General features: G+C 63.4%; 15 protein-coding genes. All 15 read left to right on the top strand.

What is annotated here, in order from left to right:
• Positions 1-1,261 (top strand): cbb3-type cytochrome c oxidase subunit I (locus VN047_RS02650; protein ID WP_325539746.1); only part of this gene is annotated, 1,261 nt, incomplete at its 5' end.
• A 72-nt stretch (positions 1,262-1,333) separates the two neighbouring features.
• Complete coding sequence (locus tag VN047_RS02645) at positions 1,334-2,245, top strand: heme o synthase (protein ID WP_325539744.1); 912 nt, start codon at positions 1,334-1,336, stop codon at positions 2,243-2,245.
• Entirely contained in the window at positions 2,242-2,391 is a 150-nt protein-coding gene (locus VN047_RS02640) for a hypothetical protein (RefSeq protein ID WP_325539742.1), read from the top strand. The genes VN047_RS02645 and VN047_RS02640 overlap by 4 nt, the downstream gene beginning before the upstream one ends.
• Complete coding sequence (locus VN047_RS02635; protein ID WP_325539740.1) at positions 2,388-2,972, top strand: cytochrome c oxidase assembly protein; 585 nt, start codon at positions 2,388-2,390, stop codon at positions 2,970-2,972. The genes VN047_RS02640 and VN047_RS02635 overlap by 4 nt, the downstream gene beginning before the upstream one ends.
• A gap of 80 nt (positions 2,973-3,052) precedes the next feature.
• A complete protein-coding gene (locus tag VN047_RS02630; RefSeq protein WP_325539738.1) occupies positions 3,053-3,928 on the top strand; it encodes a cytochrome c oxidase subunit 3 in 876 nt (291 codons plus the stop codon).
• The gene (locus VN047_RS02625; protein ID WP_414712655.1) at positions 3,888-4,325 is read left to right on the top strand and encodes a DUF983 domain-containing protein; all 438 of its coding nucleotides are present in this window, start codon (positions 3,888-3,890) and stop codon (positions 4,323-4,325) included. The genes VN047_RS02630 and VN047_RS02625 overlap by 41 nt, the downstream gene beginning before the upstream one ends.
• Complete coding sequence (locus tag VN047_RS02620) at positions 4,318-4,959, top strand: SURF1 family protein (protein ID WP_325539736.1); 642 nt, start codon at positions 4,318-4,320, stop codon at positions 4,957-4,959. Before VN047_RS02625 ends, VN047_RS02620 begins: the two co-directional genes overlap by 8 nt.
• Before the next feature lie 28 nt (positions 4,960-4,987).
• Positions 4,988-6,385, top strand: coding sequence for a threonine synthase (thrC, locus tag VN047_RS02615; RefSeq protein ID WP_325539733.1), 1,398 nt, complete (start codon positions 4,988-4,990; stop codon positions 6,383-6,385).
• Positions 6,378-7,268, top strand: a complete 891-nt coding sequence (locus VN047_RS02610) for a class I SAM-dependent methyltransferase (protein ID WP_325539731.1) — start codon at positions 6,378-6,380, stop codon at positions 7,266-7,268. The genes thrC and VN047_RS02610 overlap by 8 nt, the downstream gene beginning before the upstream one ends.
• A gap of 170 nt (positions 7,269-7,438) precedes the next feature.
• A complete protein-coding gene (locus tag VN047_RS02605) occupies positions 7,439-10,432 on the top strand; it encodes a TonB-dependent receptor (protein ID WP_325539729.1) in 2,994 nt (997 codons plus the stop codon).
• A 102-nt stretch (positions 10,433-10,534) separates the two neighbouring features.
• On the top strand, positions 10,535-12,070 hold the full coding sequence (locus VN047_RS02600) for a tryptophan halogenase family protein (protein WP_325539727.1): 1,536 nt from the start codon (positions 10,535-10,537) through the stop codon (positions 12,068-12,070).
• 12 nt (positions 12,071-12,082) lie between these two features.
• Positions 12,083-12,802, top strand: coding sequence for a SapC family protein (locus VN047_RS02595; RefSeq protein ID WP_325539725.1), 720 nt, complete (start codon positions 12,083-12,085; stop codon positions 12,800-12,802).
• Entirely contained in the window at positions 12,795-13,826 is a 1,032-nt protein-coding gene (locus VN047_RS02590; protein ID WP_414712654.1) for a cupin-like domain-containing protein, read from the top strand. The genes VN047_RS02595 and VN047_RS02590 overlap by 8 nt, the downstream gene beginning before the upstream one ends.
• Positions 13,823-15,322 (top strand): tryptophan halogenase family protein, encoded by a 1,500-nt coding sequence (locus VN047_RS02585; RefSeq protein WP_325539723.1) that lies wholly within the window; start codon positions 13,823-13,825, stop codon positions 15,320-15,322. The genes VN047_RS02590 and VN047_RS02585 overlap by 4 nt, the downstream gene beginning before the upstream one ends.
• A gap of 103 nt (positions 15,323-15,425) precedes the next feature.
• On the top strand, positions 15,426-16,414 hold a 989-nt coding region (locus VN047_RS02580; protein ID WP_325539722.1), incomplete at its 3' end, for a LacI family DNA-binding transcriptional regulator.

Here is a 16,414-nt window from a genome sequence, read left to right as displayed (position 1 = left end):
GAACAATATCAGCTTCTGGCTGCTGATTCCCGCTTTTGCGCTGTTGCTCGGCTCGACCTTCGTTCCCGGCGGCACCGGCAATGGCGCGGGCACCGGATGGACGGTCTATGCGCCGCTGTCGACCAGCGGTTCGGCAGGGCCAGCCGTCGATATGGCGATCCTGTCGCTCCACATTGCGGGCGCTTCGTCGATCCTGGGCGCGATCAACTTCATCACGACCATCCTCAACATGCGCGCGCCGGGCATGACCCTGCACAAGATGCCGCTGTTCGTATGGTCGGTGCTTGTCACCGCCTTCCTCCTGCTGCTCGCGCTGCCGGTTCTCGCCGCGGCGATCACGATGCTGCTGACCGACCGCAACTTCGGCACCACCTTCTATGATGCGGCTGGCGGCGGCGACCCCGTCCTCTACCAGCATCTCTTCTGGTTCTTCGGCCACCCCGAAGTGTACATCATGATCCTGCCGGGCTTTGGCATCGTCAGCCAGATCATCTCGACCTTCAGCCGCAAGCCGGTGTTCGGTTATCTCGGCATGGCATACGCCATGGTCGCGATCGGCGTCGTCGGCTTCATCGTGTGGGCGCACCACATGTTCACGGTCGGCATGAGCGTGAACCTGAAGATGTACTTCACCGCCGCGACGATGGTGATCGCGGTCCCGACGGGCATCAAGATCTTCAGCTGGATCGCCACCATGTGGGGCGGGTCGATGAGCTTCAAGACCCCGATGGTCTGGTCGCTCGGCTTCATCTTCATGTTCACCGTCGGCGGCGTGACCGGCGTCGTGCTCGCCAACGGCGGCGTCGACACCAACCTGCACGACACCTATTATGTCGTCGCGCACTTCCACTATGTGCTGTCGCTGGGCGCGGTCTTCTCGCTCTTCGCCGGCTTTTATTACTGGTTCCCGAAGATGTCGGGCCGGATGTACAGCGAAACCTTGGGCCAGCTGCACTTCTGGATCTTCTTCATCGGCGTCAATGTCATGTTCTTCCCCCAGCACTTCCTGGGTCAGCAGGGCATGCCGCGCCGTTATCCCGACTATGCGGAAGCCTATGCGCACTGGCACCTGATCTCGTCGTACGGCTATGTGATCATGGGCGTCGGCATGCTCTTCTTCTTCGCGAACATCCTCTACTCGCTGTTCGCCGGCAAGAAGGCCGCCGACAATCCGTGGGGCGAAGGCGCGACGACGCTCGAATGGACGCTGTCGAGCCCGCCGCCGTTCCATCAGTTCAACGAACTGCCGCGTATCGCGTGACGTTTGTCGCCTGATCGGTTTGCCCCCTGCTGAAGTTCGGCAGGGGGTCTAGCCTTTCCGGCTGGAGTAAATATGGCGCAGAGCCTGACCCATGGCGAAACGGCGTTGCCCGCCGATTGGCGCGACCTGTTTGCGCTCACCAAGCCGCGCGTGATGTCGCTGGTCGTGTTCACCGCGCTGTGCGGTTTGCTGGCGGCGCCGGTCACCGTACCGCCGGTGCTCGCTTTCTCCTCGATCCTCGCGATTGCGCTGGGGGCAGGGGCTTCGGGCGCGCTCAACCAATGGTATGAAGCGGGCCTTGACGCCAAGATGAAGCGGACCGCGGGCCGGCCGCTTCCTGCCGGGCGCCTCGACCCGCAGACCGCGCTGCAATTCGGCGTCGGCCTTGCCGCTTTTTCGCTATTCCTGATGCTCTTCGCGTCGAACTGGCAGGCGACGCTGCTGCTCGCTGCCTCGATCCTTTTCTATGTCTTCGTCTATACGATGTGGCTGAAGCCGCGGACGCCGCAGAATATTGTCATCGGCGGTGCCGCGGGCGCCTTTCCGCCGCTGATCGGCTGGGTCGCCGCGACGGGCAGCGTCGCGCCTCTGCCGGTGCTGCTCTTCCTGCTCATCTTCCTGTGGACGCCGCCGCATTTCTGGGCGCTCGCGCTCTTCGTGCGTTCGGACTATGCCGCCGCGGGCATACCGATGATGCCAGTGGTAGCGGGCGAGAAATCGACGCGGCGCCAGATCCTGTTTTACGCCATCATCATGGCGGTTGGTGCGGTCGCGCCCTGGCCGCTCGGTTACACCAGCGCACTCTATGGCTGGACTGCGGTGGTGCTTTCGGCGGTGTTCGTGCTGCTGTCGATCCAGGTCGGCACGCGCACGACAGGCGAGGGTGATACAATGCAGCCCGAAAAGGGTCTGTTTGCCTATTCGATAGCCTATCTCTTCATCCTCTTCGGCGCCGTCGTCGCCGACCATTGGTGGCCGCTATGACCGACGAACCGAATCAGGAACCCTTTGACGAGGCTGAATATCGCCGCCGCCAGCGCAGCCGCGCAAACATGATGGCATGGATGCTGGGCGCGCTCGCGATCCTCTTTTTCTTCATCACCATCGCCAAGATGCAGATTTTCTCATGACGGCTTTTCCGGTCATCGGACGCATGTCGCCGAACGCGAAGACGGCAAGTCTGGCAGCCTTGATGGCGCTCGCGATGACCGGCCTCGGCTTTGCAGCGGTGCCGCTCTACGATCTGTTCTGCCGCGTGACCGGCTTCGGCGGCACGACCCAGCGTTACGACCCGGTCGCCGCCGCGGCCGAGCCGCAGATTCTCTCGGACACCATCTCGGTCCGCTTCGATGCCAATGTCTCGCCGAACCTGCCGTGGAAATTCTATCCCGAGCATCCGACCGACACGGTCAGCATAGGCGCGCGCGACATGGCGATCTTCATCGCCGAGAATAATTCGGCGCATCCGGTCATCGGGACCGCCAGTTTCAATGTCACGCCCGACCAGGCTGGCAAATATTTCACCAAGATCCAGTGCTTCTGCTTCACCCAACAGCGGTTGGAGCCGGGGCAACAGATGCGCATGCCGGTGCTGTTCTTCGTCGATCCCAAGATCAAGGACGATCCCGATGCGCGCGACGTGCAGGAAATCACCCTCAGCTACACCTTCCATCCTTCTGACCCAGTAGACGGGGGCAAAAAGCCGAGCTAAGGCCGCGATCAAGAGTCAATCAAGACCGGCGGGCGATGGGGAATCGCGATGCTGGGGCTGCTAAAAACGGGAAAAACGCCATGTCCGGTGCGAAACATCATGACTATCACCTCGTAAACCCCAGCGTCTGGCCGCTCATCGGCTCGGTTGCTGCGCTCGTGATGTTCTTCGGTCTGGTGATGGCGATGCACGCCGACCATTTCGGCGGGATCGGCAAGTGGGTCCTCGGGCTCGGCTTCATGGGCGTGATCGCCACCTTCTTCAGCTGGTGGTCGGACGTCATCAACGAAGCGCATGCCGGCGATCATACCCCGGTCGTCCAGCTTCACCTGCGTTACGGGATGATCCTGTTCATCGCGTCCGAAGTCATGTTCTTCGTCGGCTGGTTCTGGGCGTGGTTCGACTTCTCGCTTTTCCCGGTTCCGATCGAATATGCCGAAGGCGCGGTAACCTCGCTGTTCGGCCAGGACGGCGCTGCTGTGATCACCATGTGGCCGCCGAAGGGCATCGAAGTCATCGATCCCTTCTCGCTGCCGCTGCTCAACACGCTGATCCTGCTTTGCTCGGGCACCACGATCACCTGGGCGCATCACGCGCTGATCCACGGTGACCGCGAAGGCCTCAAGAAGGGTCTGTGGCTGACGATCATCCTCGGCGCGGTCTTCTCGACCATCCAGGCCTATGAATATATGCACGCACCGTGGGGCTTCGGGCAGAGCAATTACAGCTCGGCCTTCTACATGGCGACCGGCTTCCATGGCTTCCACGTGCTCGTCGGCACGATCTTCCTGATCGTCTGCCTCGTCCGCACCTACAAGGGCCACTTCACCCCGACCCAGCATTTCGGCTTCGAAGCCGCTGCCTGGTACTGGCATTTCGTCGACGTGGTGTGGCTGTTCCTCTTCATCATCGTCTATGTCTGGGGTGGCTGGGGCGCGCCGGTCGCTGCCCACTAAATTGCCGACTGGCGATAACATTCAAAAGGGGCAGCCGCCGGTCTGGCGCGCTGCCCTTTTTGGTCTCTGCCCCGAATGCGGGGGACGCACGCTGTTCGACGGACCGGTGAAGTTCCGCGCGAGATGCGAGGCCTGTGGGCTCGACTATGGCCGTTACAATGTCGGCGACGGACCCGCGGCGTTCCTGACGCTGATCATCGGCGCGCTGCTGATCGCGGTGGCCCTCACGCTCGATGCCGTGGTGCGACCGCCGCTGTGGGTGCATATCATCCTTTGGGTGCCGCTGACCGCGGCCGCAGTCCTCTATGGTCTGCGCGTCGGCAAGGGCGCGCTGCTGGCGAGCGAACATCAACGTCAGGCCGCGGAGGGGCGTCAGGTGGACAAGGAAGATGATTGAACCGGTCGAACCAGCGCGGCGCTGGCCGTTGATCCCCACGTTGCTTGTGCTCGCCGCGGTCGCGGTGATGGTCGCGCTTGGGATCTGGCAGCTCCAGCGCAAGAGCGAGAAGGAAGCGCTGATCGCGCTGTTCCAGCGCAACATGGCGATGTCATCCATGGTCGCCTACCCCGAAATGCCGCCGGTTCCCGACGCGATGCTCTATCGCAAGAGCAGCGTCGTCTGCCTCGAACCCGTGCGCTGGGATCCACGCAGCGGCACCGATCGCAAGGGCAAGTCGGGCATCCGTATGGTCGCCGATTGCCGCACCGGGGCCGAGGGGCCGGGGGTACTCGTCGATGTGGGCATCGGCGACGATTTCGCCCCGCCCAAATGGACGGGCGGAACGGTGCAGGGGACGGTCGTGCCAGGGCCCGAGCAGCCGACGGTTATGGAACGCATGACAGGCAAGGCGGTGCCCGCGCGCGCGATGCTGGTGGCCGATATGCCCGTCGCGGGATTGCGGGCCAGCGCGGTGCCATCGGCCGACGATACGCCGAACAACCATCTCGCTTACGCTTTCCAATGGTTCTTCTTCGCGCTTGTTGCGCTCATTATCTACATCCTGGCAGTCCGCCGCCGCTTGCAGCCGTGACGGCGCGCCGCTAGGCGCTGTGTCCGTCATGGATTATATCAGCACCCGCGGCTCTGCGCCGACCCTCGACTTTCGCGCCGCTACGCTTGCCGGCCTCGCCAGCGATGGTGGCCTCTACGTGCCGGCGAAATGGCCGCAGATGTCGATCGGGGACATTCGCGCGCTCGCGGGGCTCGACTATGCCGAAACCGCGGTGCGGATCATGCGGCCTTTCGTCAAAGGCGTGCTGACCGACGAGGAATTGCGCGATCTGTGCCGCGCCGCTTACGGCCGCTTCAGCCATGATGCGGTGACCCCGCTCGTCCAGCTCGACCATCGCCACTGGCTGCTCGAACTGTTCCACGGTCCGACGCTGGCGTTCAAGGATGTCGCGCTGCAACTGCTCGGCCAGTTGTTCGAAAAATTCCTGAGCGGCGGCGATACCGACATCACGATCGTCGGAGCGACCTCGGGCGACACCGGGTCGGCGGCGATCGAGGCGGTCGCGGGACGCGAACACATCCGGATCTTCATGCTGCATCCCGAGGGCCGCGTCAGCGACGTCCAGCGGCGCCAGATGACCACCGTCCTTGCGCCGAACGTCCACAATATCGCGATCGACGGCAGCTTCGACGACGCCCAGGCGATGGTAAAACGGCTGTTCGGCGACGAGGAAGCGCGGAGCCAGGTCACCCTGTCGGCGGTGAACAGCATCAACTGGGCGCGGTTGATGGCGCAGGTTGTCTATTATTTCTATGCCGCCGTCCGGCTCGGCGGGCCTGACCGTCCGGTAGCGTTCAGCGTGCCGACGGGCAATTTCGGCGACGTGTTCGCGGGTTATGTCGCAGCGCAGATGGGGCTGCCGATCGCGCGGCTCGTCGTCGCAACCAACGTCAACGACATTCTTCACCGGGCGCTCACCCGCGGCGATTACAGCGCGGGCACGGTGACGCCGACTGCGACTCCCAGCATGGACATCCAGGTCAGCAGCAATTTCGAACGCCTGCTGTTCGATCTTGCGGGCCGCGACGGCGCCGTGATCACCGGCATGATGCGCGAGTTCGATACGACGCGCGCGATGTCCATTCCCGCCGACATGCTTGCGGGGGCGGGGGGGGTGTTTTCGAGCGCGAGCATCGACGGCGATACGATGGCGCTCGCGCTGCGCTGGGCGCAGGAAAAGGGCGGGCAGATCATCGATCCGCACAGCGCAGTCGGCCTCGCCGCCGCGCGCGCGCTCGATATCGATGCCGATATTCCCGTCGTCACGCTCGCGACCGCACACCCCGCGAAGTTCCGCGAAGCGGTCGAACGCGCGACTGGCGTGCGCCCGCCGCTGCCCGCGCGGCTCGGTAATCTGTTTGACCGCGAAGAGCGCTATACGCGCTTGCCGGGCAACTATGACGCAGTGAAGGCTTTTGTCCTGGCGGAAGCGGCGCGTGGCTGACCTTCTTCCCCTCGTCACGCTCGTTGGTGAGGCGTGGGACGATTACGGGCTGGTCGACAGCGGGAACGGGCGCAAGCTCGAACGCTATGGCCGCTATCGCTTCATTCGCCCCGAACCGCAGGCGATGTGGGCGCCCGCGCTGCCCGCCAGCGAATGGGAGGCCGCCGATGGCGAGTTCATCCCGGCGTCTGACGACGATGGCGGCGGCCGCTGGTATTACAACAAGCCCGTCCCTGCGGAGGGGTGGCCGCTCGGCTGGCGTGAAACGCGCTTCACTGCATCGTGCACGCCCTTTCGTCATCTTGGTTTCTTTCCCGACATGGCGCCGGTGTGGGACTGGCTGCGCGCACGCGTCGCCGACAAGGCTGACCCCGCCTTTCTGAATCTGTTCGGTTATACCGGCGTCGGCAGCCAGGCGCTCGCGGCGGTGGGCGCGTCGGTCACGCACGTCGATGCGTCGAAGAAGTCGGTGGGGCATGCGCGTGAAAATGCGGAGCTCGCCGGCATGGCCGACAAGCCGGTGCGCTGGATCCTTGATGACGCCGGAAAATTCACTGCGCGCGAGGTCCGGCGCGAGCGGCGCTATGACGCGATCCTGCTCGATCCGCCCAAATTCGGCCGTGGACCCGGCGGGGAGCGCTGGCAGATCGAGGAGGGGCTGGCGCCCTTGCTCGCCGATTGCCGCCAGCTCCTCGATGAAGACAGTCGTGCGCTATTCCTGACCGTCTATGCCGTGCGGATGTCGGCGCTCGCGATCGGCGAACTTCTGACCCAGCTCTTCGCCGATCTCCCGGGAACAGTGGAATGCGGCGAGCTTGCAGTGCGCGAAGAGACGAGGGGGTTGTTGCTTCCCACCGCCATCTTCGCGCGCTGGAGCCGCTGACCCGCGCCTTCGACGCTTATTATTGCATACGTTTGCTGTACGAAAAGGGCGCAACATAGTGTCCGGAAACGGACAGTCCGCGTTGACAATGAGAACGTTCCCATTTAGATAACGTTCACATAACGGATACGCCGCCATCAAAAGAGAGCGGTTAAATGGGAGGAATGGGGATGCGGGCGTCTCAAAAGCAATGGCTTTCGAAGTTTCTGGTCGGTACGTCGGCGCTGTCCCTGATGGGCATCGCGCAAGCGGCAGCTGCGCAGGAATCGCCGGCCGAAGGCGAAGTGAACGGCGACGAGATCGTCGTCACCGGCATCCGCGCGAGCCTTGCTGCATCGGCCGATATCAAGCGTGAGGCGCAGGGTGTCGTCGATGCGATTTCGGCCGAAGACATCGGCAAGTTCCCCGACACCAACCTCGCCGAATCGCTGCAGCGCATCACCGGCGTCTCGATCGACCGCCAGAACGGCGAAGGGCAGCTGGTGACCGTTCGCGGTTTCGGTCCCGAATTCAACCTGGTGACGGTCAACGGTCGCCAGGTACCGACCGCACTGATCGGCGATGGCGGCAGTGCGCCGTCGTCGCGCTCGTTCGATTTCGCCAACCTCGCGTCCGAAGGCATTGCGGCGGTCGAAGTCTACAAAAGCGGCCGCGCGACCATGGAATCGGGCGGCATCGGGTCGACGATCAACATTCGCACGCCACGGCCGCTCGACAATCCGGGACTGCGCGGCAGCCTGTCCGTCAAGGGCGTATATGATACGTCGCGCAACGAAGGCAATCCGATCACGCCCGAAGTGTCGGGGGTCCTCAGCACCACCTTCGCCGACGATCGTATCGGCATCATGGTCGCCGGTTCCTACCAGAAGCGCAAATCGAGCACGAACACCGCCAGCGTTGGCTGGCGCGATGCCTATCCGGGCGCCGTAACCGCCGAAAACAACTGGGGTGAACTCGAGGAAAATCCGAATAGCGCGCGCTACGGCAATATCACCAATCGCCCCGGCGATGGTGATGTCTATCAGGTCCCGCAGAACGCCTCCTACGCCCTTGAAGACATCAACCGCGAGCGCATCAACGGCCAGGCGGTTCTGCAATTTCGCCCCAGCGACAATCTCACCGCGACGGTCGACTATATCTATTCGCGCAACACGGTCGAAACGCGGAACAGCAATGTCGGCGTGTGGTTCAACCACGAGGACACGTCGAGCGCATGGACCGATGGCCCGGTCGCCGGCCCGCTTTTCTACACCGAACGTTTCGGGGCGCCCCCGGGAGTTCCCGGTCCGAACGCGCTCTATGGCGGCAAGGATCTTTCGTACAGCGGTTCGCTGCAGGAGAACCGGGCCGAGAACAAGTCGCTTGGTTTCAATCTCGAATGGAAGGGTCCCGATGGCGTGACCATCGAGCTCGACGCGCATCATTCGACTGCGACGGTCAAGCCGGTCAACCGCTTCGGTTCCAGCATGTCACTGGGCAACGCCGTATTTGGCGTCGCCAACCAGACGATCAATTTCGAGAATGACCTGCCGGTTATTTCCTACGAGATGCACCCCGGGATCGATCCGCTCGACCCGGCGCTGATCGCCTCGACAGGGAATGCCTTCCGCAATGCCTATTTCCGGAACCGGATCGACCAGGTCCAGCTGCGCGGCCAATATGACCATGACGGCGGCTTCCTCGACAGCATCGATTTCGGCGTATCCTACGTCGACAGCAAGGTGCGTTCGGCCTTCGGTACGATCCAGAATGACGATACATGGGGCGGTGCGGGGCCGGCGTCGGATATCCCCGACGACATCTTCGAACTGGTAACGCTTCCCGACAAATTTCCGGGACTTGCCCGGCCGGGCATGATCCAGAGCTTCTACGGCTTCGATTTCGAGCGTATGGCCGATCTGGTCGAGCAGAATTACCAGGCCTGCAGCAACCCGGCGACGGGCTCGGCTATCGCAGGCACCTGCCTTGCCAACTTCAATACCGACCGGCGCATCGGCGAAAAGACGCTGGCGCCCTATCTGCAGGTCGCCACCGTGTTCGACCTGTTCCAGAATCCGGCGCATCTGGTCGCCGGAATCCGTTACGAGACGACGGACATCGCATCGTCCGCGCTGGTGCCCGTACCGGTGGACAGCATCTGGGTGGGCGACAACGAACTGAACGTTGTTTTTGAAGGCGGCGAGTTCACCCGGTTCAAGGGATCGTATGACAATTGGTTGCCGGCAATCGACTTCGACATCTCGCCGATGGACAACGTCAAATTGCGCGCATCGTACAGCCACACGATTACGCGCCCCGACTATGCCAGCATGCAAGGCGGGCGATCGATCGATACGCTGTTTCGCGTCGGCGGCGGCACCGGATCGCTCGGAAACCCGGGCCTGATCCCCTTCAAGTCGAAGAATATCGATCTGTCGGCCGAATGGTATTATGGTCGCGACAGCTATGTCTCGGTTGGATATTTCCACAAGGATGTCAAAAACTTCATCTCTTCGACGCGGATCGATTACAGCGCGCCGGGAATCACGACGCCGATAGGCGGGCCGCGTTACCAGGCAGCGCAGGCGGCGCTCGGCCCCGATGCGACATTGGCGGATATCCGGCAGTATATCATCGCCAATTTCCCGGACACGGTGACGGGCACCGTCATCAACGCGGCACCGGGCGACCCATTGGTCAATTTCGAGATCACGACTCCGATCAACAGCGATCAGACCGCATCGATCAACGGTTGGGAATTCGCGCTCCAGCACAGCTTCTGGGACACGGGCTTCGGCGTCATCCTCAACTATACGATCGTCAACGGCGATGCGACGTACGATAATACGCAGCCGTCATCGGTGGCGCAGTTCGCGCTGACCGGTCTCAGCGACAGCGCCAATGCGGTCGCCTATTATGACAAGAACGGGTTGCAGGCGCGCGTCGCGTGGAACTGGCGCGACGAGTTCCTTTCCAGAACGGGTCCCAACCCCTTCTATGTCGAGGAATATTGGCAGATCGATGCGAGCGCGAGCTATGAATTCATTCCGGGCTTCACCGCTTTCGTCGAGGCGATCAACCTGACCGGCGAGGGGCGGCGCGGTCATCTTCGGCACAAGAACAACGTCGACTTCGTGCAGCCCGGCTTTGCCCGATATGCCGCGGGGGTCCGGTTCAGCTTCTAGGGCGGGGAGTTCCTTCGCGGGTCGCAAGCAACAGGGTCGCGTCTTTTCGGGCGCGGCTCTTTTGCGTGACGGCGGCGGCAGGCTGGCTTAGGATCGATTGTAATGGATAGCGCGATCGAAAGGGTGGTCATCGTCGGCGGCGGCACCGCCGGCTGGCTGTCGGCCTGCGTCCTCGCCAGCTCGCGCCGCGCCATCGCGGGCATGCTCGAAGTTGTGCTGATCGAGGCGCCCGACATCCCGACGATCGGGGTGGGCGAAGGCACCTGGCCGACGATGCGGGCCACGCTCGCCGGTATCGGCATCGGCGAGGCGGAATTCCTTTCGGCCTGTGACGGATCGTTCAAGCAGGGGTCGCGCTTCGAAGGCTGGGTCGATGGATCGCAGGGCGATCGCTATTATCATCCGTTCACATCGCCACCCGCAGCGCCGATCGGCGAACTTCTGGCCGCCTGGCAAGCAGGGGCCCGGGACACGCCCTTTGCGGCGGCGATGACGGCGCAGGCGCATATCTGCGAACTCGACCTTGCGCCGCGGCAGGGGACGATGCCCGACTATCAGGGTGCCGCCAATTACGCCTATCACCTCGATGCCGGAAAGTTCGCGGCGTTGCTCGCGGCGCACGCGACGCAGCGCCTCGGCGTCCGTCATATTCCGGACCATGTCGTCGGCGTGGCCGGCGACGGGAAAGGTGGGATCGCTTCGCTCGCGACGCGGGAAAACGGAGAGGTCGCCGGCGACCTGTTCATCGATTGCAGCGGCCATGCGGCGCTGCTGATCGGCGGTCATCTGGGCGTCGCGTGGATCGATCGCGGCGACACGCTGTTCAACGACCGCGCGCTTGCCGCGCAGGTGCGGGTGGAACCCGATAGCGCTGTCGCCTCGCAGACGGTCTCGACCGCGCACCGGGCGGGCTGGCTATGGGATATCGGGCTTCCCGGTCGGCGCGGGATCGGCTGTGTCTATGCCAGCCGGTTCATGGACGATGATGCCGCCGAGGCGATCTTGCGCGCCTATATCGCGGACGCTCTTCCGGGCGCGCCGGACGTCCCGGTCCGGCGCCTTGCCTTTCCGACCGGGCATCGGGCGCGTTTCTGGGAAGGCAATTGCATCGCCATCGGCCTGTCGGCGGGTTTCATCGAGCCGCTCGAGGCGTCGGCGATCGTGATGATCGAATTGTCGCTTCGCGCGCTGACCGGAAATTTCCCGGCGAGCCGCGACGCGATGCCGATCCACGCGGCGCGGTTCAACGAACTGTTCAGCTATCGCTGGGACCGCATCGTCGAATTTCTCAAGCTCCACTATGTGCTGAGCCGCCGGCAGGATCCCTATTGGCTGGCGCAGCGCGCCGAGGCATCGATACCGGAACGGCTGGCGGAGATGCTGCGATTGTGGCGCGACCAGCCCCCGTCGGCGTGGGACTTTCCGCGCCTCGACGAGATATTCCCGGCCGAAAGCCATCAATATATTCTCTATGGCATGGGGTATCCCGTGCCGGCACATTTGCACGATGGCGAGCGCGCCGCCGCGCTTCTCGCCGAAACGCGTCGGCGTGCGCGCAATCTTGCCGCCGCCTTGCCCGCCAACCGCGATTATCTGGGCGCGCTGCGGACGGGTTCAGGCGCCATGGCTGCGCGATAGGAAAGGAATTTGATGACCCGCCACGCCATCCTCGACAACAACACCCACCGCGACCTCAGGATAAGGACCGACGCCGGCGCGGAACTGGGCGACGACATCATGGCGACGCTGACGGTACCCAGTGAATTCCGCCGCGTGCAGGCGCATTTCCCGATCCTCTTCCGCCGCGAAGCCGGGCGCGAGGATTTTTCGGCGCTGGCGATGTTCGGTTTCCAGAACGGCGAAAACCTGTTTCTCGACGACGATCGCTGGGATGCCCGCTATCGTCCCCTTTCGGTCGCGATCCAGCCATTCCTGATCGGGCGGCCTGCCAGTGGCGACGGCCCGGGGCAGATCCATATCGACTTGGAGCACCCGCGAATCGCCGCGGCTGGCCATGGCATCCGGTTGTTCGATGCCGACGGCATGGCGACACCCTATCTCGACGAAATCGCCGGGCGGCTCGGCGACCTTGATCAAGGCTATCGCGAGAGCGGTGCCTTCTATGACGCGCTGCTTGCCTACGACCTGCTCGAACCCTTCAGCCTCGAGGTCACGCTCGACGACGGATCGATCCACTCGCTCGTCGGTTTCCACATCATCGACGAAGCCAGGCTGCGCGCGCTCGATGCCGACGCGATCGGCACGCTGCACGCCGCGGGGCATCTGATGCCGATGTTCATGGCGCTCGCCTCGTTGTCGCAGCTGTCGGTGCTCGTCGCGCGCAAGAATCGCAGGTTGGTCAGTGGCTGAGCGCGGTTCCACCATTTATGACCGTCTCGCGCCGGTCCCCGAGCGCGAATGGAAAAAGGGGGCGGGGCTCGACGCGTTGCTGGAAGGCGCGCGCGAGCCCTTTGTCCTTCGCGGGTTGGCAAGCGACTGGCCGCTGGTCGAAGCAGGCAAGCGGTCGGCACGCGACGCACGGCGTTATCTGCTCGATCGGGCGCGCGATCGCCCGTTCAAGGTGTCGATCGGCGCGCCGGGGCACGATGGCCGGCTGTTCTATGACGCTGCAATGGAAATGAACTTCCGCGTCGGGACGGGGAAGCTCGCGGATATTTTTGGCGGCATCGACACCGCCGAGGAACGGGGAGAAAATCGCACCGTCTATCTCGCTTCGATCGATATCCCGTCGCATTTCGACGGGCTCGATGAAGCCAATCCGGTCGAGCTCGGCGACCGCGACCCGCTGAAAAGCATCTGGATCGGCACGCGCACCAAAATTGCCGCGCATAACGACTTTCCCGACAACCTCGCCTGCTGTGCTGCGGGCCGCCGGCGCTTCACGTTGTTCCCGCCACACCAGTTCAGGAATCTCTATCTTGGGCCGATCGATAATACGCCCGCGGGCCGCGCGGTCAGCATGGTCGACTTCGACGCGCCCGATCTTGCGGCGTTTCCGCGTTTCGTCGATGCGATGGCCGAGGCGCAGACGGCCCTTCTCGAACCCGGCGATGCGATCTTCATCCCGTCGATGTGGTGGCACCATGTCGAGGGGCTCGCGGACTTCAACATCCTGGTCAATTACTGGTGGCGGCGCACGCCCGCCTGGCTCGGTCAGCCGCAGGTCGCGCTCAACCACGCCATTCTCGCGATCCGTGATCTGCCGCCCGAAGACAAGGCGATCTGGCGTGAACAGTTCGACCATTATGTCTTCGACAACGACGACCGCGTTACCGACCATATTCCCGAAACCGCGCACAGCATATTGGCCCCGCTCACGCCAGAGACGGCCGGCAGGCTGCGCGCCTTCTTGCTGAGGGCTTTGAGTAAATGAGCGACAAGAAACCGGTCCAGCGCATCGTCATCGCGGGCGGTGGCACCGCAGGCTGGATGATGGCAGCGGCCATCGCGCGGACGATGGGCAGCACCGTCGACCTGACACTCGTCGAATCCGAACAGATCGGAACGATCGGGGTGGGCGAGTCCACCATTCCGCCACTCGTCAATTTCAACCGCATCCTCGGCATTCCCGAGCCGGAATTCATGCGCGCTACGCAGGCGACCTTCAAACTCGGCATCCTGTTCGACAACTGGAAGCACGACGGCGACAGCTATTTTCACAGCTTCGGCCTGTCGGGGAAGGATCATTGGTCGGCGGGTTTCCAGCATTTCTGGCTCAACGCGCGCGAGCGCGGCCACGAACAGCCGTACAGCGACTACTGCCTTGAACTCGTCGCAGGGATGGAGGGCAAGTTCGCCCATCTGCCCGAAGACCGCATGAACTATGCCTATCATGTCGATGCGACGCTGTACGGGCGTTTCCTGCGCAAGCTCGCCGAGGCCGATGGCTGCAAGCGCGTCGAGGGCAAGATCGCGCGCGTCGAACTCAATAGCGAAAATGGCGATATCGCCGCGCTGCATCTGGATGGCGAGCGACGGGTCGAGGGCGACATGTTTGTCGATTGCACGGGCTTTCGCGGGCTGCTGATCGACGGCGCGTTGCATGCGGGGTTCGAGGACTGGAGCCACTGGCTGCCCAACGACAGCGCGATCGCCGTGCAATCGAGACATCTCGGCCCGCCGCAACCCTATACGCAGGCGATCGCGCACGACGCCGGATGGCAGTGGCGCATTCCGCTGCAGCATCGCATGGGGGCGGGGATCGTTTATTCGAGCGGTTACCTGTCGCGCAACGCGGCCTATGACCGGCTCATGAGCAGCGTCGGCGAACCACTGATCGAACCCTTCGACATCAAGTTCCGGGGCGGTGTGCGGCGCAAGCAATGGTTCCGCAACTGCGTCGCGGTGGGGCTTGCGGGTGGGTTCGTCGAGCCGCTCGAGGCGACGACCGTGCACCTGATCCAGCGCGCGGTGCTGCGTTTCATTCGCCTGATGCCGAACGGCCGCGTCAGCGAGCGCGACGCAATGGAGTTCAACGACCAGCAGCGCACCGATATCGAGCAGATCCGCGACTTCGTCGTGCTGCATTACAAGGCGACAAATCGTCGCGACAGCCCCTTCTGGCGTCATGTCGCGAACATGCCGATCCCGGATTCGCTGCAGCAAAAGATCGAGCTGTTCCGCGAAACCGGCCGCGTCTTCCGCAAGAATGAGGAACTCTTTGCCGAAAACAGCTGGGTGCAGGTGATGATGGGGCAGGGGATCGAGCCGCAGTCCTACCACCCGATTGCCGACAAGTTGCGCGATGACGAGGTCGAGCGGCTGTTCCAGTCGATCCGCGACAATATTGCGCAGACGGTCGCGACGCTGCCCGAGCATCAGGCCTATGTCGCGCGCTATTGCGGCGCCGGGGAACCGAAGGCAGCATGAGCCGCCGCAGTCGGGAAATTATGGAAATAGATCGGGTTCGCGGCTGGCAAAGTCGTTTCGATGGCGTTAGCGGTTGCTCCGCAGAAGCGGGCCAGGGAACATAATGGGGCGCAGGCGTCAGTCGGTTACAATCAAGCATGTCGCAGCCGACGCAAGCGTGTCGCTGCAAACGGTGAGCCGCGTCATCAACAACGAGCCGAACGTGCGTCCGGAGATGAAGGAACGCGTCCAGGCCTCGATCGACAAGCTCGGTTATGTTCCCTCGATTGCAGCGCAACGAATGAGCGGCTCGCGATCCTATCTGATCCTCGCCATCAATGACCGGGAGCGTACGATCGCCGACTGGCAAGGGCGGCAGGGCGTCGACTGGGTCGACCAGATGCTGCTCGGCGGGATGCTGAAATGCGCCGAATTCGGATACCGCATGATCTTCGAACTTGTCGACACGCACAATGACCATGTCGAACGTGAGCTGCGCGCGGCGATCGCGGCGCTGCAGCCCGACGGTGTCATCCTGACCCCGCCGCATTCTGACAATCCGTTGATTGTCGGGCTGCTCGACCAGCAGAAGATCCCGTTCGCGCGCATCGGGTCGCGTGGCGGCGCGGCCGGAATCGCACTGACGATGGATGACGAAGGATCGGCGCGGCGCGCGACGCGTCACCTGATCGACCTGGGGCACAAGCGCATCGGTTTCATCGCCGGATCGCCCGAATATAGCCTGAGCCGCTGGCGCATCGACGGCTGGCGCGGCGAAATGGACGCCGAAAGCCTGACCACTGACGGCCTGTTGGTCGAAGGCGATTTTACCTTTGCCTCGGGCGCGCTGGCGGCGCGCGATCTGCTCGGCAGCAGCAACCCGCCCACCGCGATCATCGCGAGCAGCGATCAGATGGCACTCGCCACGCTCGAGGTTGCGCGCGAACTGGGCGTCGAGGTACCCGGACAATTGTCGATCGTCAGTTTCGATAATACGCCCGTCGTCCGCTTTACCCAGCCAGCGCTGACCGCGGTCGACCAGCCGGTCGCCGAAACGGCGTCGCGCGCGGTCGAACTGATCATCGCGGCGCAGCGCGGCGCCCCGCGGCCGAC

The organism is Sphingopyxis sp. (assembly GCF_035565275.1).
Classification (GTDB): domain Bacteria; phylum Pseudomonadota; class Alphaproteobacteria; order Sphingomonadales; family Sphingomonadaceae; genus Sphingopyxis.
Note: the sequence above shows the minus strand (reverse complement) of the source record. Positions and strands in the feature narration are given on the sequence as shown.